Raw genomic sequence first — 26,139 nt, 5'->3', positions numbered from 1 at the left:
AAAAATGACCAGATCCCAGACTTTTTGAAAAAGTCTGGGATCTAAAGGAGCGATATCCCACCTACTCAATCAAATTGCTTACTTCGGAAAAATTAGGGGTTCATTTGGTGCTAGGTTAACTTGATAGCTCTCTGACGTTAAAAACTTAGTATTAATCACTTCTTTGTAAGTATCTAAATCCCTTTGCCAGTTGCCAATAACCTCAACTAAGTTAGCTAAGCGCTGACTTGTATCATCTTGAGCTACTGGATGGCTAAAATTAGCAGAGAACAAAATTGCTGGTAACTGGGATTGATCCGGCAATTGTAATCCAACTTCATTAATATCTAAGAATAGTTGCGTTTCTTTAAGGGTGTAAATAAACCGCAGCCCAGCTTGGACAGGAGATGTACCAAACTCTTGCCAAGAACCTGCTTTCAGCAGTTTGCCAAAAATGAAGTTACGAGATGTATTATTTGTTTGGTCGAAAAGGACATAACCCCGAAAATTAATGCTAATCGCTTGATAGCTGACTTGAGTCAATGTTTCAATATACTTGCGAGCGATCGCCGGAATCGATACCTCTTTAACTTCTTTAGTAGCGATTAATTCCGAGAAAACAACTCTATTGACTTCTGCAATTACACTTACACCGTTTTGGAAGACTACCTGAGCTCCAGCATTCGTTAAGACAGGTGGGCGAGCGAGTTCCCATTCGTTAGGGACGATGCCACTATATTTGAGAAAATCGGCTGTCAAAACTGTGGGATTCTGCTGTTTAACTGCGATCGCTATGACAAATTCTTGAATCTCTAAATTTTGGCTCATATACTCTTCATTATTTGTTACAGTGGTTACCAACGGGCGTTGGTATAATAACTTAATCCTCGCAGGATTTCAATGGATGAAATTCTATCCCTACAGGATATTTTTTCTATTCCAGATTAACAAATTTTTGGAATGTATGTAGCCGTTGGTACTTAAACGCCAGCGCCAATAAGTTCTCAACAGTCAACACTTCGACAAGCTCAGTGACCGCAGTCAACAGTCAACAGTCAACAGTCAACAGTCAACAGTCAACAGTTCAGAATTTCTTGACCAATGACCAATGACCAATGACCAATGACTATTGACTATTGACACCCAGGTAAAATCAGACTGACTATACTACCGCTGCTTCAGGAATTGCGGCAGAATCGTCAACTACCCCTTGCACCGTCAACACGGAACAATGGGCATGATGCAATACATAATTACTGACGCTACCTAAGAAAAACTCTTTGATTCCACTCAACCCCCGACGACCGAGGATAATGAGATCGGCTTGCCAATTACGAGCAACTTCACAAATCATCCGACCGGGATCGCCAAATTCTTGAGTATTTTCAACGTTAACACCTTGAGCGATCGCTTTATTAGTTAACAATGTTAACAGTTCGATTCCCTCGTATTTTAAAGATTCCCACTGTCCCAAATAATAGTTAATATCATCAGTAGTGAAGGGTGGATAAATACCATCTGTGGCTATACCAGGAGGAGTTGGGTAGCGCTCATCAAATGGCGAAAGCACATACACTATCATTAATTCAGCATTAATTGCTTTTGCTAAAGATAGAGCTTGGTCAAAAACTTGCTGACCAATTTCCGAGTTATTCACAGCAACCAAAATTTTTCTAACCATAGTTTTTGTCCTTTGTCAATAGTTATTGGGCATGGGGCATTGGGCATTGGGCATTGGGCAACAGTCAACAGTCAACAGTCAACAGTCAACAGTCTCACATTTCACTGCTTAACTGTTTCTGCAACGGCGATTTCTAGCAGTGTCTTCAGTACAGAATCAGGGTTAAGACTAATGGAATCAATTCCTTGTTCTACGAGAAATCTGGCAAATTCTGGGTAATCGCTGGGTGCTTGTCCGCAAATCCCGATTTTACGTCCGTGTTTTTTGACAGTGCGAATTGCTTTAGCAATCATCCGCTTGACAGCTTGATTGCGTTCGTCAAATAGATGGGCTACTAATTCTGAATCTCGATCTAGTCCGAGAGTTAATTGTGTTAAGTCATTTGAACCAATGGAAAAGCCATCAAATATCTCACAAAACTCATCTGCTAGGAGGACATTACTAGGTAATTCACACATGACATAGACTTGCAAACCGTTTTCTCCCCGCACTAAACCATGTTTTGCCATCTCTGCTAATACACGTTGACCTTCTTCTGGGGTACGACAGAACGGTATCATCAAAATTACATTGGTTAAGCCCTTGTCATCTCGTACTTGCTTCATCGCCTGACACTCTAGGGCAAAACCTTCACGATAGCGATCGTCATAGTAACGAGAAGCACCACGCCAGCCAATCATTGGGTTTTCTTCGTTGGGTTCAAATTGTTTTCCACCCAAAAGATTGGCGTATTCATTACTCTTGAAATCGGAAAGGCGAACGATTACAGGTTTGGGATAGAAAGCTGCTGCTATAGTTCCAATACCCTCAGCTAATTTATCCACAAAGAATTGTGCTTTATTTTCATACTCGCCAGTTAATTCAGCAATTTTGTATCTAGCAAGTTCGTCATTTAACTCATCAAAGTGAATTAATGCTAAAGGATGGACTTTGATTTGGTTAGCAATAATAAATTCCATCCGTGCTAATCCTACCCCATTATTAGGAATAGCAGCAAAGCCAAATGCTTCTTCAGGATTGCCCACATTCATCATAATTTGGGTGTGGGTATGGGGCAATTTTTCTAATGGTAATTCTTGAACTTCGTAAGCTAATAAACCAGGGTAAACTTTACCTGTTTCACCTTCAGCACAACTGACGGTGATTTCTTGCCCAGTTTTTAATACAGTAGTGGCATTACCACAACCAACGATCGCGGGAATTCCTAATTCTCTAGCAATAATGGCGGCGTGACAAGTGCGTCCACCAGAGTTAGTGACGATCGCACTCGCACGTTTCATAATTGGTTCCCAGTCGGGGTCGGTGCGGTTTGTTACCAGTATCTCTCCTGGTTGGAACTGATTAATTTGATGTACATCTAAGATGACTCTGACTTTACCATTGCCGATCATCTCACCAACACTTCGACCTGTAACCAGGGGACTTGGTAAGGGGTTTTCTCCTAATTCCAGGTGATAACTACGCAGCACATTTTCTGTCTTTTGGGACTGTACTGTTTCTGGACGTGCTTGGACAATAAACAGTTCATTAGTGATACCGTCTTTTGCCCATTCAATGTCCATTGGCGTATAAATACCACGAACTTGGGAATAGTGTTCTTCAATAATGCAAGCCCAGTGAGCTAGTTGTAAAATTTCCTCATCATTAAGCGCATATACGTTACGTTCTGAGGGTGCAACGGAAACATTCTTGGTCAATTTTGAGCCGCCAAGGTCATAAACCATCTTAATTTCTTTGCTACCAAGGCGTTTTTTCAAAATTGGATGATATCCCTGCTTTAATGTCGGTTTAAATACTAAATATTCATCTGGGTTAACTGCGCCTTGGACGACATTTTCGCCCAAACCGTAAGCAGCAGTAATTAAGGCCGCATCTTTAAAACCTGTTTCCGTATCAATGGAGAACATGACACCGGAACAAGCCAGGTCAGAACGTACCATTTTTTGCACACCGACCGATAAAGCAATGTTAAAGTGGTCAAAACCTTTGATTTGTCGATAAGAAATAGCGCGATCGGTAAAAATAGAAGCAAAGCATTTGTGACAAGCTTGTAATACACCTTCCAGCCCGTGGACATTTAAATAAGTTTCTTGTTGTCCTGCAAAGCTAGCGTCAGGGAGGTCTTCCGCAGTAGCACTAGAACGGACAGCGACATCGGTATCAGCCTCATATTGCTCACAGAGATTTTGGTAAGCTTGAGCGATCGCTTCTTGCAATTGTAACGGAAACGGAGTTTGGAGCATGAGCAATCTAGCTTGTTTCCCACAACGCCGTAGATTATTCATATCTTCCACATTTAAATCTGCGAAAATCTCTCTGAGTTTAGTTTCTAAACCAGCCGCAGAAATAAAGTATCTATAAGCGTAAGCAGTGGTTGCGAATCCTGTCGGAACTTTCACCCCTTTGCGCCTCAGTTGTTGAATCATTTCTCCCAAAGAAGCGTTTTTACCACCTACTAAAGGAATATCTGCAATCCCAACTTCACCCAAAGGTAACACTAAAGCCTGTTCTCTGGAGACTTGGCGTTCGGCTTCTTGATCGTGCAGCATTTCTAGCATGATTTAAATTCCTTGAATAGAGATACTTCCTACCAATTTGGGATCGGTTGTATTGTTTGAGAATTCTGGAACTGTCTCATGGTCAGGATTTTTCATCCCGAATCCATCAATCCAAAATCTCAAATCCGAAATTGGTATGAGCGGGATGTAGCAAATTTTTCTGCTCCTCAGCCCCACACTTATGTTTATACGAAGATAATTTGAGGATCTTGTGAGGAAATAGTTGATCAAATTCACGCTTCTTAAACAGCCGAGACACAGTAGCACAAGGAAGCCCTACAGTTTTTTTTGAATAAGCTTACGCACTGGTCACACATTTGAGTGAAGTATTACGAAATGTATAAAAGTATGAATAAACAGTAAAAAACATAACTTTCCTCACAAGATCCTCACATTTCAAAATTATCGTGTAGTCATCAAGAGTGTTTTTTTATTCCCACTATCTATATTTTTCAATCTGTTTTATTAAAAGGATTTCCGGAATATGAGTTACTGTCCTTGCTGTTCTAACTTAATGCTGCAACATCTACGCGGTTCTGACGTATACTGGTTTTGCCGCCACTGTTGGCAAGAAATGCCAGTATTAGGGGAAAGAAATACTAGTTCATTCTTAGAAGAGGTAGTGGAGGATTTACCTACAATCCTGTCGCAGCGCAAAAATACTAATGCTGAGTTTGCTAAAAATAAACGCCTCAGAAGAAGCGGGTGGATAGGTATACAAGATATCCCCGCTTAAAGAACTATCTGAAAAGATTTTGTGCGATTTTCAAATAAAATAAGACTAAGGTCAATAGTCAATAGTCAATAGTCGAAAGTCGATAATTTGTTGACCATTAACTATAAGTTAACTCACTTACCATTACGATCCGCGTCACCCCACCCCAGCTTTGCTAACGCAAAACTTCCCCTCCCCTTAGTAAGGGGAGGGGATTAAGGGGTCGGGTAAGTGTTTGAGCGTGAGAAATGTCCGTATTAACTATTAACTATTGACTATTGACTATTGACCATTGACCATTGACCATTGACTATTGACTAATAAATTAATCTTCGCTTTCCAACATTTGCTTGGCCTGTAAAAGTTGTTGCTGATGTTCTTCACTTACAGTCGGGTATTTCAGATTCAATGCTTGTAATTTTGTGCAAATAATATCTGCAACTGTAAGGCGTGTAAACCATTTGCGATCGGCTGGAATAATATACCAAGGTGCCCATTCAGTGCTAGTATGGCGAAAAGTCTCTTCATAAGCACTCATATAATCATCCCAAAAAGCTCGTTCACGCACATCATTGGCGGAAAATTTCCAATGTTTTTCTGGGGATTCAATCCGGGCTAAAAAGCGTTTTTTCTGTTCGGCTTTAGAAACATTCAGAAAAAATTTCAGAATAATAATACCATTATTTACTAAGTATTTTTCAAAATTGTTGATTTCTTCAAAACGCTGTTGCCAGATATGATTTTCTTTAGGAAAATGAGGAAGTTGCTGGTTTTGGAGAATTCCCGGATGTACACGCACTACTAATACTTCTTCATAGTATGAGCGGTTAAATATGCCAATCCGACCACGTTCTGGTAAAGCCTTCATTGAACGCCAAAGGTAGTCATGGTCTAATTCTTCTGCACTTGGTGATTTAAAACTAAATACTTGACAACCTTGAGGATTGACACCAGACATCACATGTTTAATTGTACTGTCTTTACCAGCAGCATCCATTGCCTGAAAAATAATCAGCAATGCATAGGTATTTTGGGCGTAGAGAATATCTTGGTAATAAGCTAATCTTTGAATATCTGCTTGTAGTTTGCCTTCAGCGTCACTTTTTTGCTGATAATCAGCTTTATAGGCTGGGTCGTATTGCTTTTGTAAAGAAATCTTCGCTCCTGGTTTAACAATAAAAGCGTCATGATTCATATAAAATGGCTCCTCAAGGTATATGTACCCAGCCACATTTGGCAGTATTAAATTATTAAAATTAGCCAATTATTTTGGTAATTTTCGCCGTTTGCGGATTGGACGCATGGTTTCTCTACCTAAGATAAACATTCCCGCCACACCCAAGCAAACAAACCACACATATTGATACCAAAATCTCTGCATTTGTTCAACTGAATGAAATTGTAGATTTAAGGTCTTCAAGTGCAGCAACAATATCAGTATCATCAACGCACCAAAACCAACAAAGCTTAAACCTACACGAATCCTTGCAGGACGCAAATCAAAGTCACCGATTTCTTCTAAGTTAATTTCTGCTAGTTCATTTAAAGATTCCTCAGCTACAGATGAGGCTGTTTGTAATTTTTTACTCAACTTGGGTGGTAAAATCGGCACGAGTTTGGCGACAGCAGGACGACGTAGTAAAGCCTCAGTATCTCGCAGCAATTCCAAGGGTTTACGAGTATTAGTAGATGGCAATTCCACACTATCTGTAGCAGTTGTAGCAGTCGCTTTGGCTTCAACATCCATACACAGCAAGCCTCAGAATAACTAGAATATCATTAGCCTAGCGAATCACTGCGGCGTTCTGCAAATAGATACGATCGCTCGCACAAAAGGTGATTGTTTGTCCCGGAAAAGTTCTGCTAACGCCATTTCCTCTACCAGTTGCAAAGGTTGTTCAGGCGATCCTTAGTTGCAATTTCAGGTAACACAAGAATGCAAACTTACAGCATCTTCCTGTAAAGATACCACGCTCTGAGGGCACAGCATTGCTGTGCCCCTACGGTAGATGTGGTTCAAATACGTAAAAAATACTGTAAAAAATAACTTCGTCAATGAGTCTTTGAACTCCATTAATGAGGATATTTTCCTCGTGAACAGACAATACACTGATTTTGCGATCGCCTGCAAGCTGATTGAATCCGAAACGCAAGGATGTTATCAGGCTGTTAACACCTGCTTTGCTGCGACTTCCATCAGTTTCTCGCTACTGTCTCGTCCTTATTTTAGTTTGGCTTCTAGGGTATCGCAGAGGGAAATCAGGCGATCGCACATCATCAAAGTAAAGGTACATCAATTATTTCACCAGTTGCGATCGCCTGTTGCATTCCGGCGCTGAAATCATAGCCAGTGCTACACCGACTTTGTGATACAGTAAATAATCAGCGCTTTTTTGCGCAAATATGATAAATAATTAGTCACTGTCAGGTACAACAACCTGACACAAAAGACTAAAAATTTAATTTGTTTATGGGGGTGGAGGGACTTGAACCCACACGACCTTTTACGATCAACGGATTTTCATTCTCCCGCAGTTTTCACTACTGCCTAATAGTTTTCGCAACTTTCGGCTTTGAGAATTGGACTCTCCCTTTACCCTCGACTTAACGTTAGGGTAGCTCCCGTCGGGTCTCTGCACCTTCCCGCAATTTTAGACTTTTGATTTTTGATTGGGATTCAATCAAAAATTAAAAATCTCTAATTTTTGGGCTTGGCTCAGGATTGCCATGTCTGTGTCCAGATTTAGGTTTCCCTGAGTTTGAGAGCTTCCACTTGAAAGATTTCTCTATCAAGGCTCAGTTTTCTAAGTCCGTAGCGTCTACCATTCCGCCACACCCCCCTAATGTTTAGTTAGGAGTTAGATATATTTAGATAAACCAAATACACCGTCTTTTAGTTTAGCATTAATTGCGTTTTTTGTGCAACTAGATTTAAAAATTTTGTTCACAAACAGCAATTTTACTGCTTTGGTGGCTGTGCCAAATACTTGTTGAACTAGCAACAGTATTTTGCGATCGCTTTGCAGCTTTTGAAGTCTTTTTGGCGATCGCCACCTAAATTAGCATCCCCATTTATTTAATATTGGGTAGCTTTGACCTTCTTCACAAAAGCCTCAACAAAGGTAACACATCAAATAATTAATTGCAAGCGCAAATAGTAAATTGATGCCAATCCCAGAAAAATTTTCTGCCCAATGCCCAATTCCCAATGCCCAATTCCCAATTCCCCTACTTCCCTGAGTCTAGGCATTCAGCCTATGATGGAAGATAGATGTCATCAACCTTGTTGTCTATCTCAGAAGAAAAATTATGATTGTAGCCCTGCTGTATCTAGCTTTGGCTGGAGCTTACTTGTTAGTCATTCCCGTGGCTGTGCTGTTCTACCTCAAGCTGCGCTGGTATGTAGCTAGTTCTGTAGAGCGTACCTTTATGTACTTTCTGGTGTTCTTCTTCTTTCCCGGATTGTTGGTTTTATCGCCATTTGTAAATATTCGACCCCAGCGGCGACAAATTGAAGTTTAACAAGATTGGTAGGTCATAATTCTCATGCGACGCATTGATGCTATAGGAATCGGCTTTGGCGTTTTTGTTGCTGGAGGCATAGGATATCTAGGCTTGCAGCTAGTAGGTTTAGATGGTCAACAAGCTGGGATATGGAGCCAAGTCTTGCTAGTCAGTGGTTTGCTAGGCTGGCTAGCTACCTATGTTTTCCGTGCGGTGGGTAAAAACATGACCTACCATCAACAGCGCGAAGATTATGAACAAGCGTTTTTCCAAAAGCGGCTGGACGAACTGACTCCCGAAGAACTAGCCAAAATTCAAGCGGAAATTGAAGAGGAAAAACAAACTCAGCTTTAGAGTACTCATTGGTCGTTGGTTCGGTGTCCGTTGTTTGGTAGGATATGACAACTGACTCTTGAATCTTGACCAATGACTGCCATTTCCGACTGCTTTGAAACTCTAGGACGCAATAAAGAGTGTGCGCTGATTCCGTTTATTACAGCTGGCGATCCAGATTTAGAAACAACAGCAGCAGCATTGCGAATTCTAGATCGCAGTGGGGCAGACATTATTGAACTAGGGGTTCCCTACTCCGATCCATTGGCAGATGGGCCAGTAATTCAAGCCGCTGCTACTCGCGCCCTAGAACGGGGAACCACGCTGGATAGTGTACTGGAAATGTTGCAAGCAACTACTCCTGATTTAAAAGCGCCCATCGTCCTGTTTACTTATTACAACCCGATTTTGCACCGGGGGATTGACAAGTTTCTTCAACAAATTGCGGCGGCTGGGGTAGCAGGTTTGGTAGTACCGGATTTACCTTTAGAAGAAGCTTCTGTGTTACTCCAACCAGCAAGCGAGATGGGAATTGACTTAACTTTGTTGGTAGCGCCCACCAGTTCAGCCGAAAGAATAGAAGCGATCGCTCGCGCCTCCCAAGGATTTATCTATTTAGTCAGTGTTACTGGTGTCACTGGCATGAGAGCGCAGATAGAAACGCGAGTTGCGGATTTACTAAAAGAAATACGTAGTTTTACAGATAAGCCTATTGGTGTAGGCTTTGGTATTTCCCAAGTAGCACAAGCGCGTCAGGTAAGAGATTGGGGTGCAGATGCCGCAATCGTCGGCAGCGCTTTTGTGAAACGGTTAGCAGAAGGTACACCCGACGAAGGGTTAAATGCGATCGCCGAATTTTGTCAAAGTCTCAAAGCAGATCTCAAGACGAAGTAACACTAGTATTTATACCAGTATTGATGAGATCGGCAAAGTAGTTTAAAAATATATAACAGTGTAGTTTTTTTGGCTAGGATTGGTAGATAATTTAACAGATATAATATGGAATATGAGCAGCAGATATCATGCTGTGCTAAAACTGGCTATTAACATCGCTGATACTTTGGGTATTATGTTGAAGTGAAGTAGACGAAAACATTATGAGTGTGAGAGTGAGTAAGTTAAAAATGATAATTATTACGTCGCAGTTGAGGGGCTTAGGCGATGAGTGAGAGTATGGCATTTATCGGCGGAGTCGCCGTAGCTGGTCTAGCGGCTCTAGTATTGCTCAAAGGGGCAGGTAATAATTCTCTACAACCTAATTTTGCGGTCACCCCACAAATGCCGGCTACAGTAGTAGCGCCCCAGGTGATGCCGCCCCAATATCCCTATGGGCAACCGATGTATCCCAATAATCAGCCCCCCACTGCTCCCAATTCAGATCAGCGGGCTGAACTGGAAACCCTAAAGTCGGAGATGGCGCGTTTAAAAACCGATAACGAGCAGTTGAGAACGCAAAATCAACAACTCCAGTGGCAATTCCAAAGTTACAACCAGCAGCAACAACAACTGCAATTCGCGCAACAAAATAATCAGAAAAACGCTTTACAACCTCAAACACCTTGGTGGTCTTCACCTATAGTTTGGGCGGTAGGGGGTATGACTCTAACCATTGGCGGTGGCGTTGTCGTCGCTGGGGTATTGGCTTTGTTTTCACCAAAACAGCGCTCTGGCCGGACTGTACAAGTAATTCACCCCTACCAAGGGCCGACACCGCCGTTAGTTCCTGTACGTCGTGCTGAGTTCTTACCCCCTCGCATGGAAGCAAGACGAGTGGAAACAGCAGAATATGACGATGTACATTAACAGCAAACTATAGTGGTTACTAGGGTTGGCAACTACCTCTGTATTGACTATTGAATAATACAATTAAGACAACTCGCATTTTTATTTCAGAAATGAAAACAGATGTGAGTATTTTTATATACACATATGTTGACTGTTGACTGTTGACTGTTAACTCTTAAGAGAGATTTTCATACCTCGTTGAGTGATTTATAAAACTGATTTTTTAGCAAACTCTGACTTTTGTTAGAGGGATTAATAATTTTTTCCAGTTAGTCTTAATTTGTAATCAAAAGAGACAATTGGCGGCAAAATAGGTTGTAATATACCATATTTTATTACTTAATCTATAACTCCATTGCTTAGGTTAATTTCCCAGAGAAACTGACTGTAGTTTTTCATGGGATTAGCTAAATTTGGAGTGAGCCAATGATATCTCGAAACTCTGTAAATCATCGAGAATTTACCAAGGGAATATTGGCATGAAAAATTTGATTTCTAATGCGATCGCTCAGATCAGTTCTTTGTTTCAAGGATTTCAAGTAAAGCGTTTTTTATCTGTTGTCCTAGTGGGTTTGATCGTACTAACCACCAATGTTGATTATGGACGCAATAGCACACAGTTCCGTGACGATTCTGGACGCAGTAGTAGAGAATTGCGTGAACAAGTTCGTGAAAGAGTAAACGAAAATGATGCTCAAAGACCCAAAACAACAGGTCAATGGAATAAAGAAGCTCGTGAAACAAAAGGCGCTCCTGGTGAACGATTGCAACGGATTGGCCAACAATCAGCAGAAGCTTTGAAAGAATTTGGCTCGGGCTATGTAGAAGGTGCTAAGGAAACTGCTGGTGGTGTCAAGAATAGTGCTGCCAAAGCAGGTAGAGATATCTCTAACACAGTACAACGCTAAATCTCAAATAGTGTAATTGCAATTAGCAATATCGCAAAATTATTAGTCTGTCAAAATAAAGGTGATGGATTGTAGTGCGGGCCGGAAAGCCCGTGTGAGCGAGACGTTTGTCCTGCGGACACGCTACGCGAACACACTACCAAAAATCTCTCAAAACAAAATTGACAGACTAGTAGTAGGGGCGGGTTGATTAATCAACCCGCCCCTACTTCAGGTAAACATTGTTAACCTAACCACTCAGGATTCTTCGCTGTACTATCAAATTGACTAGAAGTTTTAAATGGTTCATACTGACCTTTTAATGCCACTTCACGAGTACGATTTAATAGTTCCCTGACTTGTTGTTGGCTCATCGGTTGAAAAGTGCGTATTGCCTCAAACGCTTGGTTGAGAATTTCCATACTTTCAATGCCTGTAATTACCGTTGAAGTAGGCAAATTCATAGCGTAGTGGAGACATTCAATGGGTTTGACTGTATTACTCTTAAGAATATTTTGATCGCCCATTGATTTCATACCCAAAACACCAATTTCATCTTTTACAAGTCTGGGTAAAACTTGACGTTCAAAACTCCGGAAGTGGGCATCCATGACATTTAATGGCATCTGTACTGTGTCGAAACGGAAGTTATTTTGCGCTGCAACTTCTAGCATCCTTAAATGCACTAGAGGATCTTTGTGTCCAGTAAAGCCAATGTAGCGAACTTTACCAGCTTTTTGTGCCTCTAATACAGCCTCCATTGCGCCACCAGGAGCAAATACCCGGTCTGGGTCTTCCATACGGATGATTTCATGATGCTGTAGCAAATCAATCCGGTCTGTCTGCAACCGTTGGAGAGAATCGTTAATTTGCTTAGTAGCTGCTTCTTTAGTTCGTCCGTCTATCTTCGTCATCAAAAAAGCCTTTTGTCGGTAACCGTCTTTGAGGGCTTTCCCCATGCGAACTTCGCTACCGCCGTTATGGTAGTCCCAGCTGTTATCCATGAAATTGATACCACGATCAATGGCAGTGCGGACGAGGCGGATACCTTCTTCTTCTTCTTTTGGTCGTCCAATATGGTGACCACCTAAACCGATGACAGATACTTTTTCGCCTGTGCGTCCTAAGGTTCTGTAAATCATTTCGCCGCTTCTTGTCTGAGTGGAAGTTGGTTTATTTTGGGCTGAGACTTCTGAGAACAAAGCTTCTGCACCTGCTAATCCGACTGCAACCAAACCGGAAGTAGAAATTACTTTGAATAAATCCCGTCTGCTGATATCCACAAATTTATCTTTCCCAAACGTTATCACTACTCGCTCTCATAGCGTTACATGATGCAAAACGAGGTACATCTAACTGTTGAGATAAAATACCAGTGAAGTAGAGGTATGTATGGTAAGGGATATCCAAAAAATAAATTATTCCGCTGAAATTTGTTGACCGTTGACTGTTGAATGTTGACTGTGAAAAGTCAACAATCGCTTCGGGAATATTTTTTTACTTGTAATACCAATTCAAATAATGTTTGCGACACATCAATATATTCTAGAGGGCACAGCAGTGCTGTGCCCTGAGAGTGTGGTTCAACTACTTGAAAACTGCTGTAGATTGGTATAAGTCCCTAATTTCAAAATTCAATGGGAAAGCGATGGACTTCTACCTTTTATAACAATGGCATCAACAACCGAGAAATTCTCACAGCTAACTTAAACCATAGCGGTTTTTTTTGATATTCAGAAAAATTAACTGTAACGGAAACCGCTAAATCATCCTCTAACATTTTCTCTACACTTTCTACAAATTTCGGTGCGGCTACAAAACCCATGACTTCAAAGTTGAGGAAAAATGAGCGATTATCTAAATTCACTGTGCCTACTCCTGCTATATCTTCATCAATGAGGATGATTTTTTGATGCATAAATCCCTGTTTATAACGATATAATTTGATGCCGATCGCGTCCATTTCGCTATAGTAGGAAAAAGAACAGAGGTAAACAAATAAATGATCGGGGCGATTTGGTAAGAGAATGCGCACATCTACACCGCGCATTGCAGCTAATTTTAAGGCTGTTAAAGTTGCGTCATCAGGTACAAAGTAAGGAGTAGCAATCCACAGGCGGGTTTGGGCTTCATTGATTGCATTCACAAAGAACAGGTTACAAGCTTTGTGTTTATCTGCGGGGCCTGTAGGTAAAACAAACGCGCTTTGATTGGCTTCTCGGTTAGGTTTTATTTCCCAGTTTACGTCAATAAATTTTCGCGTCGCCCAGTACCAATCTTGCATAAATGAAGCTTGTAAACTTTGGACTGTGGGCCCTTGTAGTTTCATGTGGGTGTCACGCCAAGGACTGAGGCGGGGATTTTTGCCTAAATATTCGTCACCAATATTCAAACCGCCGACAAATCCGATTTCACCATCTACTACTAAAATCTTGCGATGATTGCGAAAGTTGAGTTGAAAGCGATTACCTTTACCTCTGGTGGTGTGGAATGCACTGACTTGAATACCATGTTTGCATAGAGACTGGAGATAGACGCGAGATAGTTTGTTAGAACCGATTTCATCGTAGAGAAAGTAGATTTTTACTCCTTGCTTGGCTTTGTCAATTAATGCTTGTTTGAATTCTTCACCAGCTTGGTCATCATTAACGATGTATGATTGCAGCAAAATATAATTGGTGGCGAAGGCGATCGCACTTAACATTGCTTCATAAGTTTTTTGACCATTAATCAGCAATTCGGCTGCATTACCTGATGTGAAGGGAATTCCGGTAAACGCCTTAGCTAATGGTTGCAACTGTGCTAACTTGTCTGGTAGTGCCACTTGAAATTGGGCAATATCATTGTAGGTTTGACGAGCTAGTTGATAGTGTTGTTCGTAAACTGAGCGCAAAGCTTCAGCATATCCATGAAATTTAGTTCTGCCTAGAACCCAATATAAGGGAATAGCTAACCAAGGAAAAGTGATTAAGGAAATTCCCCAGGCGATCGCACCTTGAGAAGAACGCACTGTCATCACTGCATGGGCTGCATGGGCGACTCCTAAAGCATGAACAAAAACTGTCGCCGCACTATAAATAGTTATGGCACTACTATCTATTAACATTTGTAATTTTATTGCGCTTCGCGTGTCATTTGTCAGTTGTCAGTTATCAGTTGTTTTTGGAAGGAGTCTAATACCCCATCCCACAAGTGGCGTGGTTTTTAGGCGTTTTTGCCACTTACAACTGACGAAAACTCCATTCACAAGGGGGTGGAGTTTTTTATTAAGTATTAATATAAGAAAATTCTGCCAATAATGGCTTGTGATCTGATGAATAAATATGTTCTAGTACCTTAGCACTGGCTTTGTTTTCCTTGAGTCCGCGATAAAATATATAGTCTAGCGGCGGTGATAAGAGGAAGCGTTTAATGTTCTTACTGTGGTGCGGTGCAAAAGCCACTGGCATTAATCCCAATCGCGTAGCTACTTTATAAAGAAGTAAGGCTCTTTTGCGACTCCAGGTGTTGAAATCTCCCGAAAAGATAATTGGCCCTTTATGGGTAGATAGTGCTAGCTCTAATTCATGCAATTGGGTTTTAAATTTATGAATATTGACGAAATTTATTAAGTGACTATTGATAGTTAAGAGACTGTCTTTGTTATTAGATAAGGGATATTCAGCCATGAGCGAGACTTTAGGAGTTTTAATAATTGGTTCATAATGTTTAGTAATGATAGCTCTTTTATGCAGCGGGCTGATTTTAGCTGCTGTTAAAATGCCCGCATAACTTTGATGATGAGCATCAATAAAGTTAGGCGCAAAGTTCCAACTCATATTTACCAATTCCACCAGATTTTCTGCATCTATATCTAGACGGAATTCTTGAAGAAAAATTAAGTCTGGTTGATATTGCTCTAGGATGATTAAAAAATCTCGCACCCAATTCTTGTCATAACTTTTCTTGGCGATGTTCCAGTTTAGGACTTTAATTGAAAAAGCATTCAGTTCTGTTTGCAGTATATGGCTGCGATCGATTGTGGATTCTTGGGTGCGCAGAAATCGATAGGAAGGAACGAATTTTCTGGCAAGGATGTCTACTTTCTCTTTGAGATCAACCATTTTTTACAGCTACCTGGACTTTACATAGCTTAACTCTAAATTTTACTGGGATGGTGTAGAGAAATAATTCGGTTAAACAATATATAATTCGCTGCAACAATAATCTCCAGGGAAGTACGATTGTACCAAGGAAAAGTGCGATCGCTTCCAAAGGAGGTTGTCCCTGTTGAATGACTAAAAACCGGATAGCAAAGATCGCAAATAGATGTGTTGTGACAATCCAGTAACCACCTTCAGTCACACCCTCCACCCAGCCACCAATTTCCTGCGCTAATTCCTCAGCGGAATAACTCACTGTTTGAGCCAGTTTTCTACTTTTAAATTAGAAACGCGGGAAAATTCACGCACATTATTGGTGACGAGAGTTAGACCAAGGCTTAAGCAATGGGCAGCAATTAATAAGTCATTACCGCCAATCGGTTTACCTTGCTGTTCTAAATCTGTGCGGATTAGAGCGTAATATTGCTCTACGGGATGAGTTAGGGGTAGTATTTCAATACTAGCCAAGATAATTTCAAGTCTTTCTATGAGTTTTTGAGAGTTCTTTTTTTTGGCTCCAAATCTTGATTCACAAGCTACGATAATACTTGTACAAACTCTATCTTCTCCGACGTTTTGGATTTTTGAAAATATCACGCCTCTGGGATTTTTAATTAGTTCGGAAATGATGTTTGTATCTAACAAGTATAAATAACTCATGTTTAAAACTCAATATCATCTAATGGTAATAATCCTTCGTCCACATCAGCAAAGTCTTCGTCTAATGGTTCAAGGGTAGAAAGTGTTTGCAGGAGGGATTTTTTTTGAATGGGGGATATGATGGCGAAGGGGACACCATTTTGGATGATAGTGAGAGGTTCACCAGTTTTTTGAGCTTGGTTAATTAGGTTTTGAACGGTTTCGGGAAGTTCTGCAAGGGTAATTTGTTTCATAGTAATTTCTGAGGGATGGGGATTTGTCGCACATCTATTTTACCTTTGCATTGTTTACATCCCCCTTGCCTGTTTATTATTGTATGGGACTTGGCTTTTATGCGTTGATGATAGCGAATCGTATTTTCCACCATTTATCATTCAGAGGATGTTTGAAAAGTCCTGTCTTGGGTAGCAAAACGTTTTAGATCCCCCTAAATCCCCCTTAAAAAGGGGGACTTTAAGAAGTTTTCCCCCCTTTTTAAGGGGGGCTAGGGGGGATCGATTAGTGCCTAAAATCACAGCCAACCACTTTTCAAACAACCTCTCAGACTCTCGCAGATCTCCAACTTTTCCAAACAGTCGGGGATCTATACTTTGTGACAAACTAGCCAAAATTTTCATGCCTCGTTATCCCCGCAATTTACAACCAGGATTCTCCTATCACATCACCACCCGGTGCAATAAGGGACTTCCAACTAAAAAAATATCCCATCGCTGTGGTGAGCAGGGGGAGCAGGGGAAGCAGGGGGAGCAGGGGAGGAAGAATTTCACAATCGTTTTCGCTCTCCAAATTGAATAATTTAATTTCTGGAAGTCCCTAACCGCGAATTTCGACTCACCCGTTTAGAATGTCGAGAAGTGTTTCTCTACGCTATCAAAAAAGCACAGCAAAAGTATGGGTTTAAGCTTTATGCTCTTTGTATCATGAGCAATCATGTACACTACTTGCTAGAACCCGCACAAGGGTCAGATTTGCCCAAAATAATGCACTGGCTTAATTGGTATACCGCTATGTGCTTTAACCGGATGCTGAACCGTACAGGACATTTTTGGGAGAAGCGTTATCACAGCAGCGGTTTTGCCAACACCGACACAAAAAGGGGATTAAATACCCTACGTTACATTCATGCTAACCCAAAAGCCGCAGGAATACAGCAGGGATTTTTCTATGATTTCAGCAATTATGGCGTTCACGACAGGTTAGGGAATGATGGTATCACTCAATGGCATCCAGCTTTTTTACAACTGGGTAGAACGCTGGATGAATGTGCTGCTAAATACCGAGGCTTTTGTAAAAAATATCGCCCCAAACCCAAACCAGAAAAAAAGAACCATTGGGGTAGTCGCTTGCTAGCAGGAATGCAGATAAAGGGTAAACCTAAAAAATCTTTCCCAGGACAGATGACGTTACCTTGGGACAAACAAAAAGTTACAGAAAGCATGGAAGTAGAGGAGGTAGCAAGGATATTCATTGAGGCGAACTGCTATCACCCCCCAGTGCCAGGTATCGGATTTCTACAATGTTGATGATTACGTGGGAATGGCTTGTGTTATAAATCTTAAAAAATTTCTGAAAGGCTTATATGTTAAACTTCACAAGTCTCAAGTCTGGACGCGAGAATCCGAATCCGCTTGCTCTCGAACCCATACAAGAGTACCACTCTGCCATGCTCGCCATCAATCGACCTGTTTTGTATTCCGTTAGGTAGATGCCCTTGGGGGGCATTGAGGGAGAAGGTGAGTTGGGAGTACGAGAGCCATTCTTTGTTTAAGAACATTCCTTTTCGCCAACCGACGCGATCGCCAAACTTTTCGTGGTCCTTTGATACGCTTTCCCAAATGCGCTTTTGCACACTGAAGCCAAAAAGCCCTTTGCTATATTGTATCCAAAGTTGGTCAATAGTGCGTAAGTCTGTGCAAGGGAAGTTTTCGATGGATTTGGAATCTAAATAGCCTTCTTTTTGTCTGCCAGTGGCTTGGAGCATCACAACTAGAGTTTCCTGATCTGCATCTTTCCACTTGCCTGCTGCTAGCAAGTCGCGCAGTTTGGTGTAGTCTACTCCCTTTTCAGAGGGCAGGTCATTAGTCTCCTGTTTTTGTCGTTGCTTCTCGGCTGTTGTGCGAGCATCGGGTGGGGGGGAAGTGGGTACATAGGTGGTATTTATACTTTTCCCCTGCCAATCTTCTTTTTTCAACAGTTGAGGTGTCAAATGCTCTTGAATCCCTGCCATGCGGATGACTTGACAACCATATTTATATGCAAATTCAAAATCTCTTCCAGCCCCCAGAGCATCGTAAAAACCAACGGCAAATTCAATAGCGGCTTTATCCCCAATTTCTTGACTCATGCCGATAACATAATTAATGTGTTGAGCAATGGCTTGAGCTTGAATCTTGGAATAGCAAGCATTAAGTAATACACACTCTACTTTATCTGCGAACAATTTAAATAATCCAGCTAATGCTTCTGCATCGACTAGCTTCTGTTGTCCGGTGTTATCTTCAAATATTAAGCCTGGTTCCCCTGCACCATGTCCGGAAAAATGGACAATCTGGGGTTCAAAATTCAGTATAGAACGGGAAATATCTCTGTGGCGTACTGCTTCTGCCGAGTCTATCTTAAATCTGTCGCGTTGTTTCGCTAGTTGCAACCCTTCCTTAATTTCACGGATTTCCTCATGTAAACGTAGTGGCTGTGTACCTTTGGGATTGGCTGACAACACTAAGATTGTTTTGACTGGAATTTCATCGTTCATGGCAGGGCAGGGTTGTATGACATAATATTTCAGTATGCAAATATTCTTTTGCTACTCTGGCTAGATATTAATGATAAATCGGGTTTGCTTATACACTGTCTTATCTAATGTGAATTTTAGATATTTCAATACTATGAATACAATAAAGCCAGCCTGAATTCCCCAAAACAGCATAATACGGATTTTTTCTGGTACTTTGTTTTGGCTTTCAAAACGGCGTGTTTTCAAACTCGCTCTAGGGTTGGGAAATTACGTAGACGCGCAGGAACCTACCGCATGACAAAAGTAATACTGGCTTATCCCAAGTTCATACCATGTCCGGCAAATTACCCTTAATATGTCCGCCGCGAGTGCAACGAAGTGGAACAAAGCAATCGCAGGGGTTGTGGAATTTTTTGGGATTGCTTCCCTAGGGTCGCAATGACGGTTATTTGAAAGGATATGATATCATTCGCGATCGCATCTCTACGCTAAGATTGTTTAATCACTGGCTAGGCGATGTCTACGATGGTCACGGTAGCTCTGCCGAAGTGCGGGCTATGCCTACGTGCAATTTTGAGCCAACAGACAAGATTTGCGATCGTTGGTTAACAAAACAAGGACTTTTATTCAAAAGGTTAGAACTTTTATTCAAAAGGTTGGAACTTTTATTCAAAAGGTTAGAACTTTTATTCAAAAGGTTGGAACTTTTATTCAAAAGGTTGGAACTTTTATTCAAAAGGTTGGAACTTTTATTCAAAAGGTTGGAACTTTTATTCAAAAGGTTGGAACTTTTATTCAAAAGGTTAGAACTTTTATTGACAAAACGAGGACTTTCATTTATAATGCAAGTGCGTTCGTCCAGGTTAAGCTTAAGCTATATGCTAATGGCTAATTAGGGTAGAACCGATCGAAGTAGCAGATATAGTTAGTATCAAATTAAGAGTTATTTACCGGACATCATATAAGTTGCGATCGCCCCAAGTATATCTTTTCCCACAAAAAAGCTCCCATATACAGGGAGCAGTAGACTATTTACAAATTCAAGCCCTAAAACCTAGATTCTGTCGGACTTTCATAATTACGAATTACGAATTAGCAATTACTTGGTCAAAGATGTCAGAGATTCCAAAGAATTTCTGATTGCTGCATTGAACCAATGACGGAAGTTGCGATCGCCAACGATTTTTTCGTAGACTGCTTCATAGCCGTCAACCATTTGGGTAACGCTAAATTTGTTTTCTACGTGTTCGCGACATTTTTTCCGATCGAGTTTTAAGGCTTTGGGAATCATCGCCGCCATTTCATCGTAACTTTGGCAGACATAACCTGTCTCGCCATTAGCAATTACTTCGGATACAGAACCCATATTCATGGCGATGACTGGTGTACCCGTCGCCATAGATTCCGCCATCACCAACCCAAAGGGTTCGCACCAGGTGATGGGGAACAGCGTAATTGCTGCGTTACCCAAAAGTTCGGCTTTTTGACCGTGGTTAACTTCACCGAGAAACTCGATTTGTTTACCATCGATATGGGGAGCAATTTCTTTTTCAAAAAACTCCTTATCTACCACATCCACTTTACCAGCCATCTTCAAGCGCCAACCGGTCTGCTTGGCAATGGCGATCGCGTGTTGTGGCCCTTTTTCGGGTGAGAAGCGGCCTAAGAATGCCAAATATGGCGGATCTTGAGGCTCCGCAAAAAACGGAAACTTCTCAACACTGATACCGTTGTAGACTGTAGAAACATAATTAATGTTTAACAGCCGTTGGGCATCACTAATGCTGATATATGGTTGTGTGCTATATTGCCTAAATACTTTGTTGTTATCGCGGGTAAAAATACCGTGTAAGGTATGCACTGTTGGTGTTGAGACCACACTAGCCAAAGGCAAAGACCAAACCCCTACGTGGGAGTGAATAATATCGAATTCGCTCGCCCGTTGATAAACATTACCAACGTGCATGATGTCGTACATCATTGGATCTTGGATATCTGTAGCCAAGCGTAATGCACGAGGACTCCCAGCTTCTAAACGAGCTAGAGTTTGGGAATCACCAGAAGCGAACAGCGTGACTTCGTGACCTCTGCGTACCAGTTCATCGGTCAAACGACTCACGACTAACTCTGTTCCACCATAGGTCACAGGCGGAACTTGTTCCCACAGGGGTGCGATTTGTGCGATTTTCATAATGTGTAGGGTTCAGCGGTCAAAAGTCCTTGTCACTTGGACTTATATTTCAGATAAAGGAAAACTGTTTTTCCTTGATATCTGCAATTGACTGTCACCTTGGTTGGCGCAAATTGCGTTATTTAGGTGAACCGAACCGAAAACTCATCTCCAGTGAGTGTGAATTGGTTTTAATGTTTTTAATCTGGCAGACTCAAGAATCGAATCGCATCTATCTAAAGATAGTTTTTTTTATCTGAGTAAAGAGTTATATAGGCGGGTATGTGTATAAACGCGATCGCCTGGTTTATTGCTGAGATAAATCCAGGAAATTCGCCAATTTATAGACAATTCGCGCCCCCACATTGCCATCCCACTCAGCATCACCGACTTCGCAGACATCAAAGCCAATAATTTTTCTGCCACTCTTCACCAATTCTCGGAACAGACAAAACGCTTGTTCTAACTCCAAACCGCCAGGAACAGGAGTACCTGTATTTGGACAGAGTTTGGGATCTAAACCATCGACATCAAAGCTGATGTGGACGAATTCGGGCAAATGGCTGATAATTTCTTGACACAAATCAATCCAAGTTGTTCCTGAGTAGAGTTTTTGTTTTATGGCTGGGTCGTAATAGGCAATAATGCGATCGCCTGATTGGTTAATAATTTGCACTTCATCATGGCAAATATCCCGTAAACCCACCTGCACTAACTTGGAAATTTGCGGTATTTTTATGGCATTGAACATGATCGACGCATGGGAAAACTCAAACCCTTCGTAGGCATCCCGTAAATCTGCGTGGGCATCTATGTGTAAAATGCCATAATCTGGGTACTTTGCTGCTAATGCTTGAAAGTAACCTAAAGGTGAACTGTGATCGCCACCAATGACTGCAACTCGCTTACCATCATTGATTGCTTTTTGAGAATTTTCAAACAGCCATTGATTCACCTGTTGGGAAGCCTGATTAATTTCCGTAAGCACAGGTGTTAAATCAGGCGTATCTGTCAGTGCTTTCCCTTGGACGAGGCGATCGATAATTTTGGCGGCTAAACCTCGATAGTATTCATTTTTTTCTAAAATATCTTGGGGAATTTCCATCATAAAAATTCCTTGTTTCCAGCCATCAGGATGATCGAAATCGAACAAATCTAGTTGGGTAGATGCATCCAAAATCTGCTGCGGGCCATTGGCGGTTCCTGCGCCGTAGGAAACTGTGACTTCCCAAGGTACGCCAAACACAATCAGGTTTGCAGACTCGTAATCGAAGGGTAAACCTAAGAGGTTACCGTTGATTTCACCTACGCCGCTGGGGTTGTAGTCTAGGATTGGGTTAGTCATAACACCTGATGATGTGAAAAAACACTAATAACCATGTTAGGCATCGAGCTTTAATAGCTTAACGCTCTGGAGATGGGTTTTCAATGCTGCAATGAAAATAGAGGTAATATTTTTACCCACATTCTGAAGATGCGATCGCAGACAATAATTTTGGTGTAGGAGATTAAGCAATCGATAATCTGACACAGCGGATTTATAGTTGATGCAATACCGCAGCACATTCATGATTTAAGATAGAGTAGAAATCTAGCAACTTGAACAAAGGAGGTTGCTGATATGGCTCATCCTCAACTCAGCAAAGAAGAAATTGCGCAACAAGGCGGAGAACTCTACGAAAGAAGTATCCGGAATCAAGTAGAGATACCAGAGAATATTGGCAAAATTATCTCTATTGATATTGACAGTGGCGATTATGAAATTGATGATGATTTAGTTGTGTCTTGCCATCGTTTGCAAGCGAAACAACCTAATGCTGTCATCTGGACAGAGCGGATTGGTTATGATGCCGTTTATGCGGTGGGTGGTACGTTGGTGAGAATAGCGCAGTGATACAGGGGACAGTAGTTGGGCGTCAGGCGCGTATAGGTGTAATTATTCTTCCTCCGAGACGACCCCCAGTAGAAATTGAGTGTGTCGTCGATACAGGCTTTGAAGGATTTTTAACTTTGCCATCTGCTGTAATTACTGACCTTGATTTAGTTTATCTGGCTCCCATGAGAGCTAATTTGGCTGACAATTCCCATATAGTAACGAACGTTCATCAAGCCACAATTTTCTGGAATGGGATAGAACGTGAGATTCCGGTTTTAGCGATGGGTCGTCGTCCGCTAATTGGTACTGCTCTTTTGTCAGATTATCATCTGGGCATAGATTTCTGTGAGGGTGGTACAGTTCTGGTAGATGAAATTTTGTAACCATCAGCTTTGAACAGCAAACTCAGTCGGATCAATTCCCCAATTTACCCAGCGAATGGCTTCGCGGGCAGAATTGAGATCTGGTGGGACTCGCAACACATGGATAAAGTTAGTACTGGGACAAGTCATTTTCAGTAAATGTATTGGTTCAACGTCAACTTGAGACTCAATTTGCAGTAAAGTGTAATCTTGCCAGCGATCGCATTCCTTAGCTTGCAAATCTTGACAAATCCTTTCATAGCCAATCCCTTGAATCAATACTCGCCGCAGTTCCGCATTTCGTTGTTCTAGCAACCACTCACCACGCCAGTTTGTTGGGTGGAGTTTACCATACTTTTCTGGCAGATTGATTCCCTGATAGGCATAGACACCGAAGCCATCAGGAAACTCAATTGCAGGGATTCCTTCGCCATGAATTTCCCCTACGCTATTAAAGCGAATTATAGGACGTTGAATTGCGATCGCTACTCCTTCGTAAGGAAACAGCCAACCAACCTGTCGCATATAGTTGCAAAACAGATTGTATTTGTCTTGCTCTAACGGAACTCCCAGCCGATGTGCTGCTGTAAACATTGCAGCCCAGCAAATACCCCATTCTGGTAACAGACAATCTGCTAAAAAATCTCCCAAAACTTCAGTTAATCCATCCAACATAATGCGCCCAAAAGAGCCTTCCCAGAACTCAGATAGGGGGTTTTTGATACTGTGGGTTAATTCATTTTGCAATGTTCCTAAGCTACTAGAGAGCGATGTCTGCGACGGGCTAAGCCTACGCCACAAATCTTCGCGCAACACCTCCCATAACTCAGATAACATACAGTCAGACTGCATACTTTGTTGCTCAACCTTCTCCCTCGCCGCCGCTGGACTCGCAACAAACTGGACTTCGGGTTGCGCCAACCCGGCAAATTTATACAATGCTTGAATTGCAATTGTTGCTTGCTCTAAATCCAGAGGCGTGCTGCTGATATTCCGCCACTGAGATTGAGTTTGAGAGATAATGAGTTCTTTTTCTGACGATGACAAATTTTCAGCCATAATATCTCCTCAATGCAGGCAATAAGAAATTTGCAGTTAGGCAAGTAGAGACGGCGGCAAAAAATGGGCTAGTTATTAATGCTATAACCAACCAGATACCCAGCCATGCCACCCCACCCATTGAACCCGATTCAGCAGGTGGCTGGTTGAGATTACTTAGCCATTCGAGTATTCCAGTGACGAACATGGACGCGATCGCCCCCATGAACAAACCAACCAACCAGGCGATCGGTAGCAACAGCAACATCCACGTTCCGCCAAATCTCATAAATGCCTGATAGCCAATCCATAGAGATGGCCCCAAGAACAGCAGCAGTAATGCAATGATTACACTTAAATGCATAGGTATTTTAATAAGTAAGGTAGAAGACGGTTGAGTGTTGAGTGTTGACTGTTGACCGTTGACGGTTGCGTTCTTGACAAATCCCCAATGCCCCATGCCCCATGCCCCATGCCCAATGCCCAATGACTAAAACGCACTGCAATAGCAGTTAAATTGTTCTTTATGTTCGGCACACTGAAACAGCAGCCAGACATTATCAGTCTCATATTCCAATCCAAGATAGCCTTCGTATTCAATACCGTGACCGAGTTGGTAGAAGAGTTGCATGGGTTGACCGCAGATTCGACAATACTGATGCTCTACAGATTGTCCCCAGTAGCCCCACCCCGAAAGCTTATCTGCTGTTCTATTCCAAGCTAATTGAATATCTACTGGTGTAGGTCTGTCGGGGTCGTCTTCCTCGTAGTATTCACAATCCTGCTCATCAACATGGAATATCAACATTTCTTCGTATTCGCTGTATTCTGTACCGTAGGTTTCCTGTGCTTCCTCATAAAAAGGATAGTCATCAAAGGGTTGCCATCCGACAATTTGCAGCATATAGCGACCATGAAAGTCATCAATGCAACTATGTTGAATTACATAGGGTGCCCATTTACTGAGGTTTGCAGCATCTTCAGCACTAATTTCCACCTCTGATCGTGTTGATGCTGATTCAGGAAGCGCCACAATTTGGGGAAATTGTACATAGCAAGACAAACAGGTAAATAGTTGAAATAGTCCAGTGCCAAATTTGCCTTGCAAGCTTTCAGGTAATTCTTGCAGATTTAGTTGCAAATGAAAGTTTAGCGCACCTCCACAGCTAGAACAATGAGGATGAGTTGCACCAGGACTAAGCCAAGGTTTACCGAGATACTTAGATGCTAAGGGAGCATCAAGAGTAGGTTTAATCAAGGGTTTCCAGCCAGTGCGCCGGAGATGGTTTAACCGCGCCAAACGGCGATCGCTTCGAGAAATTGGTTGCTTAGTGCGATCGCCCTTCTGTGCCCGTTCATAGCCTTTTTTCAGCTTAGAATTAACCAGCTTTGTAACTTCTACCTGTGCTTTTTGGGGAGTATCATAAGCCGTCACAGTCGTTTTACCTGCATCGCCAATTCGCCCATAGCGTACCGTTACCTCTACATCATTGATTGTCACCTCATAGAACTTGTGCGACTTACCATCAGAAAGCTCCAGATATGTCGTTTCCCTAGCCATGTGACTGCTCCTCTTTGAGGAAAAATGCGAGTTGTTTGCCAGCCTGAAAGCATCAGTATTTTTTCTAGCCTAATTTAAGTCTTCAGTAGCTTTGCTTACAGATATTGGTTTCTGTTCTGTTATAACCAAATCAAACTATTTTGAATAGAGACAT

29 protein-coding genes are annotated in these 26,139 nt (G+C 41.7%); 10 read left to right on the top strand and 19 right to left on the bottom strand.

What is annotated here, in order from left to right; all coding sequences use genetic code 11:
- Positions 1-78 precede the first annotated feature (78 nt).
- From AACU32_RS10360 to ppsA, 3 genes are all read right to left on the bottom strand, one after another.
- Positions 79-807, bottom strand: a complete 729-nt coding sequence (locus AACU32_RS10360) for a hypothetical protein (RefSeq protein ID WP_096599488.1) — start codon at positions 805-807, stop codon at positions 79-81.
- Between the two features lie 334 nt (positions 808-1,141).
- Entirely contained in the window at positions 1,142-1,660 is a 519-nt protein-coding gene (locus tag AACU32_RS10355; protein WP_096599487.1) for a universal stress protein, read from the bottom strand.
- A gap of 101 nt (positions 1,661-1,761) precedes the next feature.
- Positions 1,762-4,218 (bottom strand): phosphoenolpyruvate synthase, encoded by a 2,457-nt coding sequence (gene ppsA, locus AACU32_RS10350; RefSeq protein WP_096599486.1) that lies wholly within the window; start codon positions 4,216-4,218, stop codon positions 1,762-1,764.
- Positions 4,219-4,702: 484 nt separating this feature from the next.
- Between ppsA and AACU32_RS10345 the strand changes: the two genes are divergently transcribed.
- Positions 4,703-4,954, top strand: coding sequence for a hypothetical protein (locus AACU32_RS10345; RefSeq protein WP_096599485.1), 252 nt, complete (start codon positions 4,703-4,705; stop codon positions 4,952-4,954).
- A 304-nt stretch (positions 4,955-5,258) separates the two neighbouring features.
- Here AACU32_RS10345 and AACU32_RS10340 read toward each other — a convergent pair whose 3' ends face one another.
- Positions 5,259-6,128, bottom strand: coding sequence for a polyphosphate kinase 2 family protein (locus tag AACU32_RS10340; protein ID WP_096599484.1), 870 nt, complete (start codon positions 6,126-6,128; stop codon positions 5,259-5,261).
- Positions 6,129-6,197: 69 nt separating this feature from the next.
- Positions 6,198-6,680 (bottom strand): hypothetical protein, encoded by a 483-nt coding sequence (locus tag AACU32_RS10335; protein ID WP_096599483.1) that lies wholly within the window; start codon positions 6,678-6,680, stop codon positions 6,198-6,200.
- Between the two features lie 346 nt (positions 6,681-7,026).
- Between AACU32_RS10335 and AACU32_RS10330 the strand changes: the two genes are divergently transcribed.
- Entirely contained in the window at positions 7,027-7,272 is a 246-nt protein-coding gene (locus AACU32_RS10330) for a hypothetical protein (protein WP_339377739.1), read from the top strand.
- A 592-nt stretch (positions 7,273-7,864) separates the two neighbouring features.
- Here AACU32_RS10330 and AACU32_RS10325 read toward each other — a convergent pair.
- The gene (locus tag AACU32_RS10325; RefSeq protein WP_339377738.1) at positions 7,865-7,987 is read right to left on the bottom strand and encodes a hypothetical protein; all 123 of its coding nucleotides are present in this window, start codon (positions 7,985-7,987) and stop codon (positions 7,865-7,867) included.
- Between the two features lie 255 nt (positions 7,988-8,242).
- Between AACU32_RS10325 and ndhL the strand changes: the two genes are divergently transcribed.
- The 5 genes from ndhL (at position 8,243) to AACU32_RS10300 (ending at position 11,463) form a co-directional block, all read left to right on the top strand.
- A complete protein-coding gene (gene ndhL, locus AACU32_RS10320; protein WP_096599482.1) occupies positions 8,243-8,455 on the top strand; it encodes an NAD(P)H-quinone oxidoreductase subunit L in 213 nt (70 codons plus the stop codon).
- A 24-nt stretch (positions 8,456-8,479) separates the two neighbouring features.
- Positions 8,480-8,791, top strand: coding sequence for a DUF3007 family protein (locus tag AACU32_RS10315; RefSeq protein WP_096599481.1), 312 nt, complete (start codon positions 8,480-8,482; stop codon positions 8,789-8,791).
- Positions 8,792-8,863: 72 nt separating this feature from the next.
- Positions 8,864-9,664 carry a tryptophan synthase subunit alpha gene (gene trpA, locus AACU32_RS10310; RefSeq protein ID WP_096599480.1) on the top strand — a complete coding sequence of 267 codons (801 nt, stop codon included), beginning with the start codon at positions 8,864-8,866 and terminating at the stop codon, positions 9,662-9,664.
- Positions 9,665-9,931: 267 nt separating this feature from the next.
- The gene (locus AACU32_RS10305; RefSeq protein WP_096599479.1) at positions 9,932-10,573 is read left to right on the top strand and encodes a heterocyst differentiation related protein; all 642 of its coding nucleotides are present in this window, start codon (positions 9,932-9,934) and stop codon (positions 10,571-10,573) included.
- Positions 10,574-11,034: 461 nt separating this feature from the next.
- Positions 11,035-11,463: a hypothetical protein gene (locus AACU32_RS10300; RefSeq protein WP_096599478.1), complete on the top strand. Its 429-nt coding sequence runs from the start codon at positions 11,035-11,037 to the stop codon at positions 11,461-11,463.
- Between the two features lie 224 nt (positions 11,464-11,687).
- Here AACU32_RS10300 and AACU32_RS10295 read toward each other — a convergent pair whose 3' ends face one another.
- The 6 genes from AACU32_RS10295 to AACU32_RS10270 all read right to left on the bottom strand — a co-directional run bounded on the left by AACU32_RS10295 (position 11,688) and on the right by AACU32_RS10270 (position 16,477).
- Complete coding sequence (locus tag AACU32_RS10295) at positions 11,688-12,725, bottom strand: aldo/keto reductase (RefSeq protein WP_096599477.1); 1,038 nt, start codon at positions 12,723-12,725, stop codon at positions 11,688-11,690.
- 380 nt (positions 12,726-13,105) lie between these two features.
- On the bottom strand, positions 13,106-14,548 hold the full coding sequence (cls, locus tag AACU32_RS10290) for a cardiolipin synthase (protein WP_096599476.1): 1,443 nt from the start codon (positions 14,546-14,548) through the stop codon (positions 13,106-13,108).
- Between the two features lie 160 nt (positions 14,549-14,708).
- Positions 14,709-15,545, bottom strand: coding sequence for an endonuclease/exonuclease/phosphatase family protein (locus tag AACU32_RS10285; RefSeq protein ID WP_096599475.1), 837 nt, complete (start codon positions 15,543-15,545; stop codon positions 14,709-14,711).
- Entirely contained in the window at positions 15,538-15,840 is a 303-nt protein-coding gene (locus AACU32_RS10280) for a hypothetical protein (RefSeq protein WP_096599474.1), read from the bottom strand. Before AACU32_RS10280 ends, AACU32_RS10285 begins: the two co-directional genes overlap by 8 nt.
- Positions 15,837-16,244 (bottom strand): type II toxin-antitoxin system VapC family toxin, encoded by a 408-nt coding sequence (locus tag AACU32_RS10275; RefSeq protein WP_096599473.1) that lies wholly within the window; start codon positions 16,242-16,244, stop codon positions 15,837-15,839. Before AACU32_RS10275 ends, AACU32_RS10280 begins: the two co-directional genes overlap by 4 nt.
- A 2-nt stretch (positions 16,245-16,246) precedes the next feature.
- Positions 16,247-16,477: a type II toxin-antitoxin system Phd/YefM family antitoxin gene (locus tag AACU32_RS10270; protein ID WP_096599472.1), complete on the bottom strand. Its 231-nt coding sequence runs from the start codon at positions 16,475-16,477 to the stop codon at positions 16,247-16,249.
- A 570-nt stretch (positions 16,478-17,047) separates the two neighbouring features.
- Between AACU32_RS10270 and AACU32_RS10265 the strand changes: the two genes are divergently transcribed.
- Positions 17,048-17,767, top strand: coding sequence for a transposase (locus AACU32_RS10265; protein ID WP_096599470.1), 720 nt, complete (start codon positions 17,048-17,050; stop codon positions 17,765-17,767).
- Positions 17,768-17,826: 59 nt separating this feature from the next.
- Here the strand turns inward: AACU32_RS10265 and AACU32_RS10260 are convergent, their stop codons facing one another.
- From AACU32_RS10260 to AACU32_RS10245, 4 genes are all read right to left on the bottom strand, one after another.
- Positions 17,827-18,996: a GUN4 domain-containing protein gene (locus tag AACU32_RS10260; RefSeq protein ID WP_339377736.1), complete on the bottom strand. Its 1,170-nt coding sequence runs from the start codon at positions 18,994-18,996 to the stop codon at positions 17,827-17,829.
- Between the two features lie 1,081 nt (positions 18,997-20,077).
- Positions 20,078-21,169, bottom strand: a complete 1,092-nt coding sequence (locus tag AACU32_RS10255) for a glycosyltransferase family 4 protein (RefSeq protein WP_096599468.1) — start codon at positions 21,167-21,169, stop codon at positions 20,078-20,080.
- A gap of 286 nt (positions 21,170-21,455) precedes the next feature.
- The gene (speB, locus tag AACU32_RS10250; protein ID WP_096599467.1) at positions 21,456-22,493 is read right to left on the bottom strand and encodes an agmatinase SpeB; all 1,038 of its coding nucleotides are present in this window, start codon (positions 22,491-22,493) and stop codon (positions 21,456-21,458) included.
- Positions 22,494-22,529: 36 nt separating this feature from the next.
- The gene (locus AACU32_RS10245) at positions 22,530-22,679 is read right to left on the bottom strand and encodes a hypothetical protein (protein WP_339377735.1); all 150 of its coding nucleotides are present in this window, start codon (positions 22,677-22,679) and stop codon (positions 22,530-22,532) included.
- Between the two features lie 90 nt (positions 22,680-22,769).
- Between AACU32_RS10245 and AACU32_RS10240 the strand changes: the two genes are divergently transcribed.
- On the top strand, positions 22,770-23,042 hold the full coding sequence (locus AACU32_RS10240) for a hypothetical protein (protein WP_096599466.1): 273 nt from the start codon (positions 22,770-22,772) through the stop codon (positions 23,040-23,042).
- Entirely contained in the window at positions 23,039-23,407 is a 369-nt protein-coding gene (locus AACU32_RS10235; RefSeq protein ID WP_096599465.1) for a clan AA aspartic protease, read from the top strand. The genes AACU32_RS10240 and AACU32_RS10235 overlap by 4 nt, the downstream gene beginning before the upstream one ends.
- 3 nt (positions 23,408-23,410) lie before the next feature.
- Here AACU32_RS10235 and AACU32_RS10230 read toward each other — a convergent pair whose 3' ends face one another.
- The 3 genes from AACU32_RS10230 to AACU32_RS10220 are packed head-to-tail and all read right to left on the bottom strand — an operon-like array spanning position 23,411 to position 25,985.
- Entirely contained in the window at positions 23,411-24,445 is a 1,035-nt protein-coding gene (locus AACU32_RS10230; protein WP_096599464.1) for a DUF6745 domain-containing protein, read from the bottom strand.
- Positions 24,438-24,884, bottom strand: coding sequence for a hypothetical protein (locus AACU32_RS10225; RefSeq protein ID WP_096599463.1), 447 nt, complete (start codon positions 24,882-24,884; stop codon positions 24,438-24,440). Before AACU32_RS10225 ends, AACU32_RS10230 begins: the two co-directional genes overlap by 8 nt.
- 30 nt (positions 24,885-24,914) lie before the next feature.
- Positions 24,915-25,985, bottom strand: a complete 1,071-nt coding sequence (locus AACU32_RS10220) for a WGR domain-containing protein (RefSeq protein WP_096599462.1) — start codon at positions 25,983-25,985, stop codon at positions 24,915-24,917.
- Between the last annotated feature and the right edge of the window lie 154 nt (positions 25,986-26,139).

The organism is Calothrix sp. NIES-2100, from assembly GCF_963875285.1.
GTDB lineage: Bacteria > Cyanobacteriota > Cyanobacteriia > Cyanobacteriales > Nostocaceae > Aulosira.
This window is presented reverse-complemented; position numbering and strand designations above follow the sequence as displayed.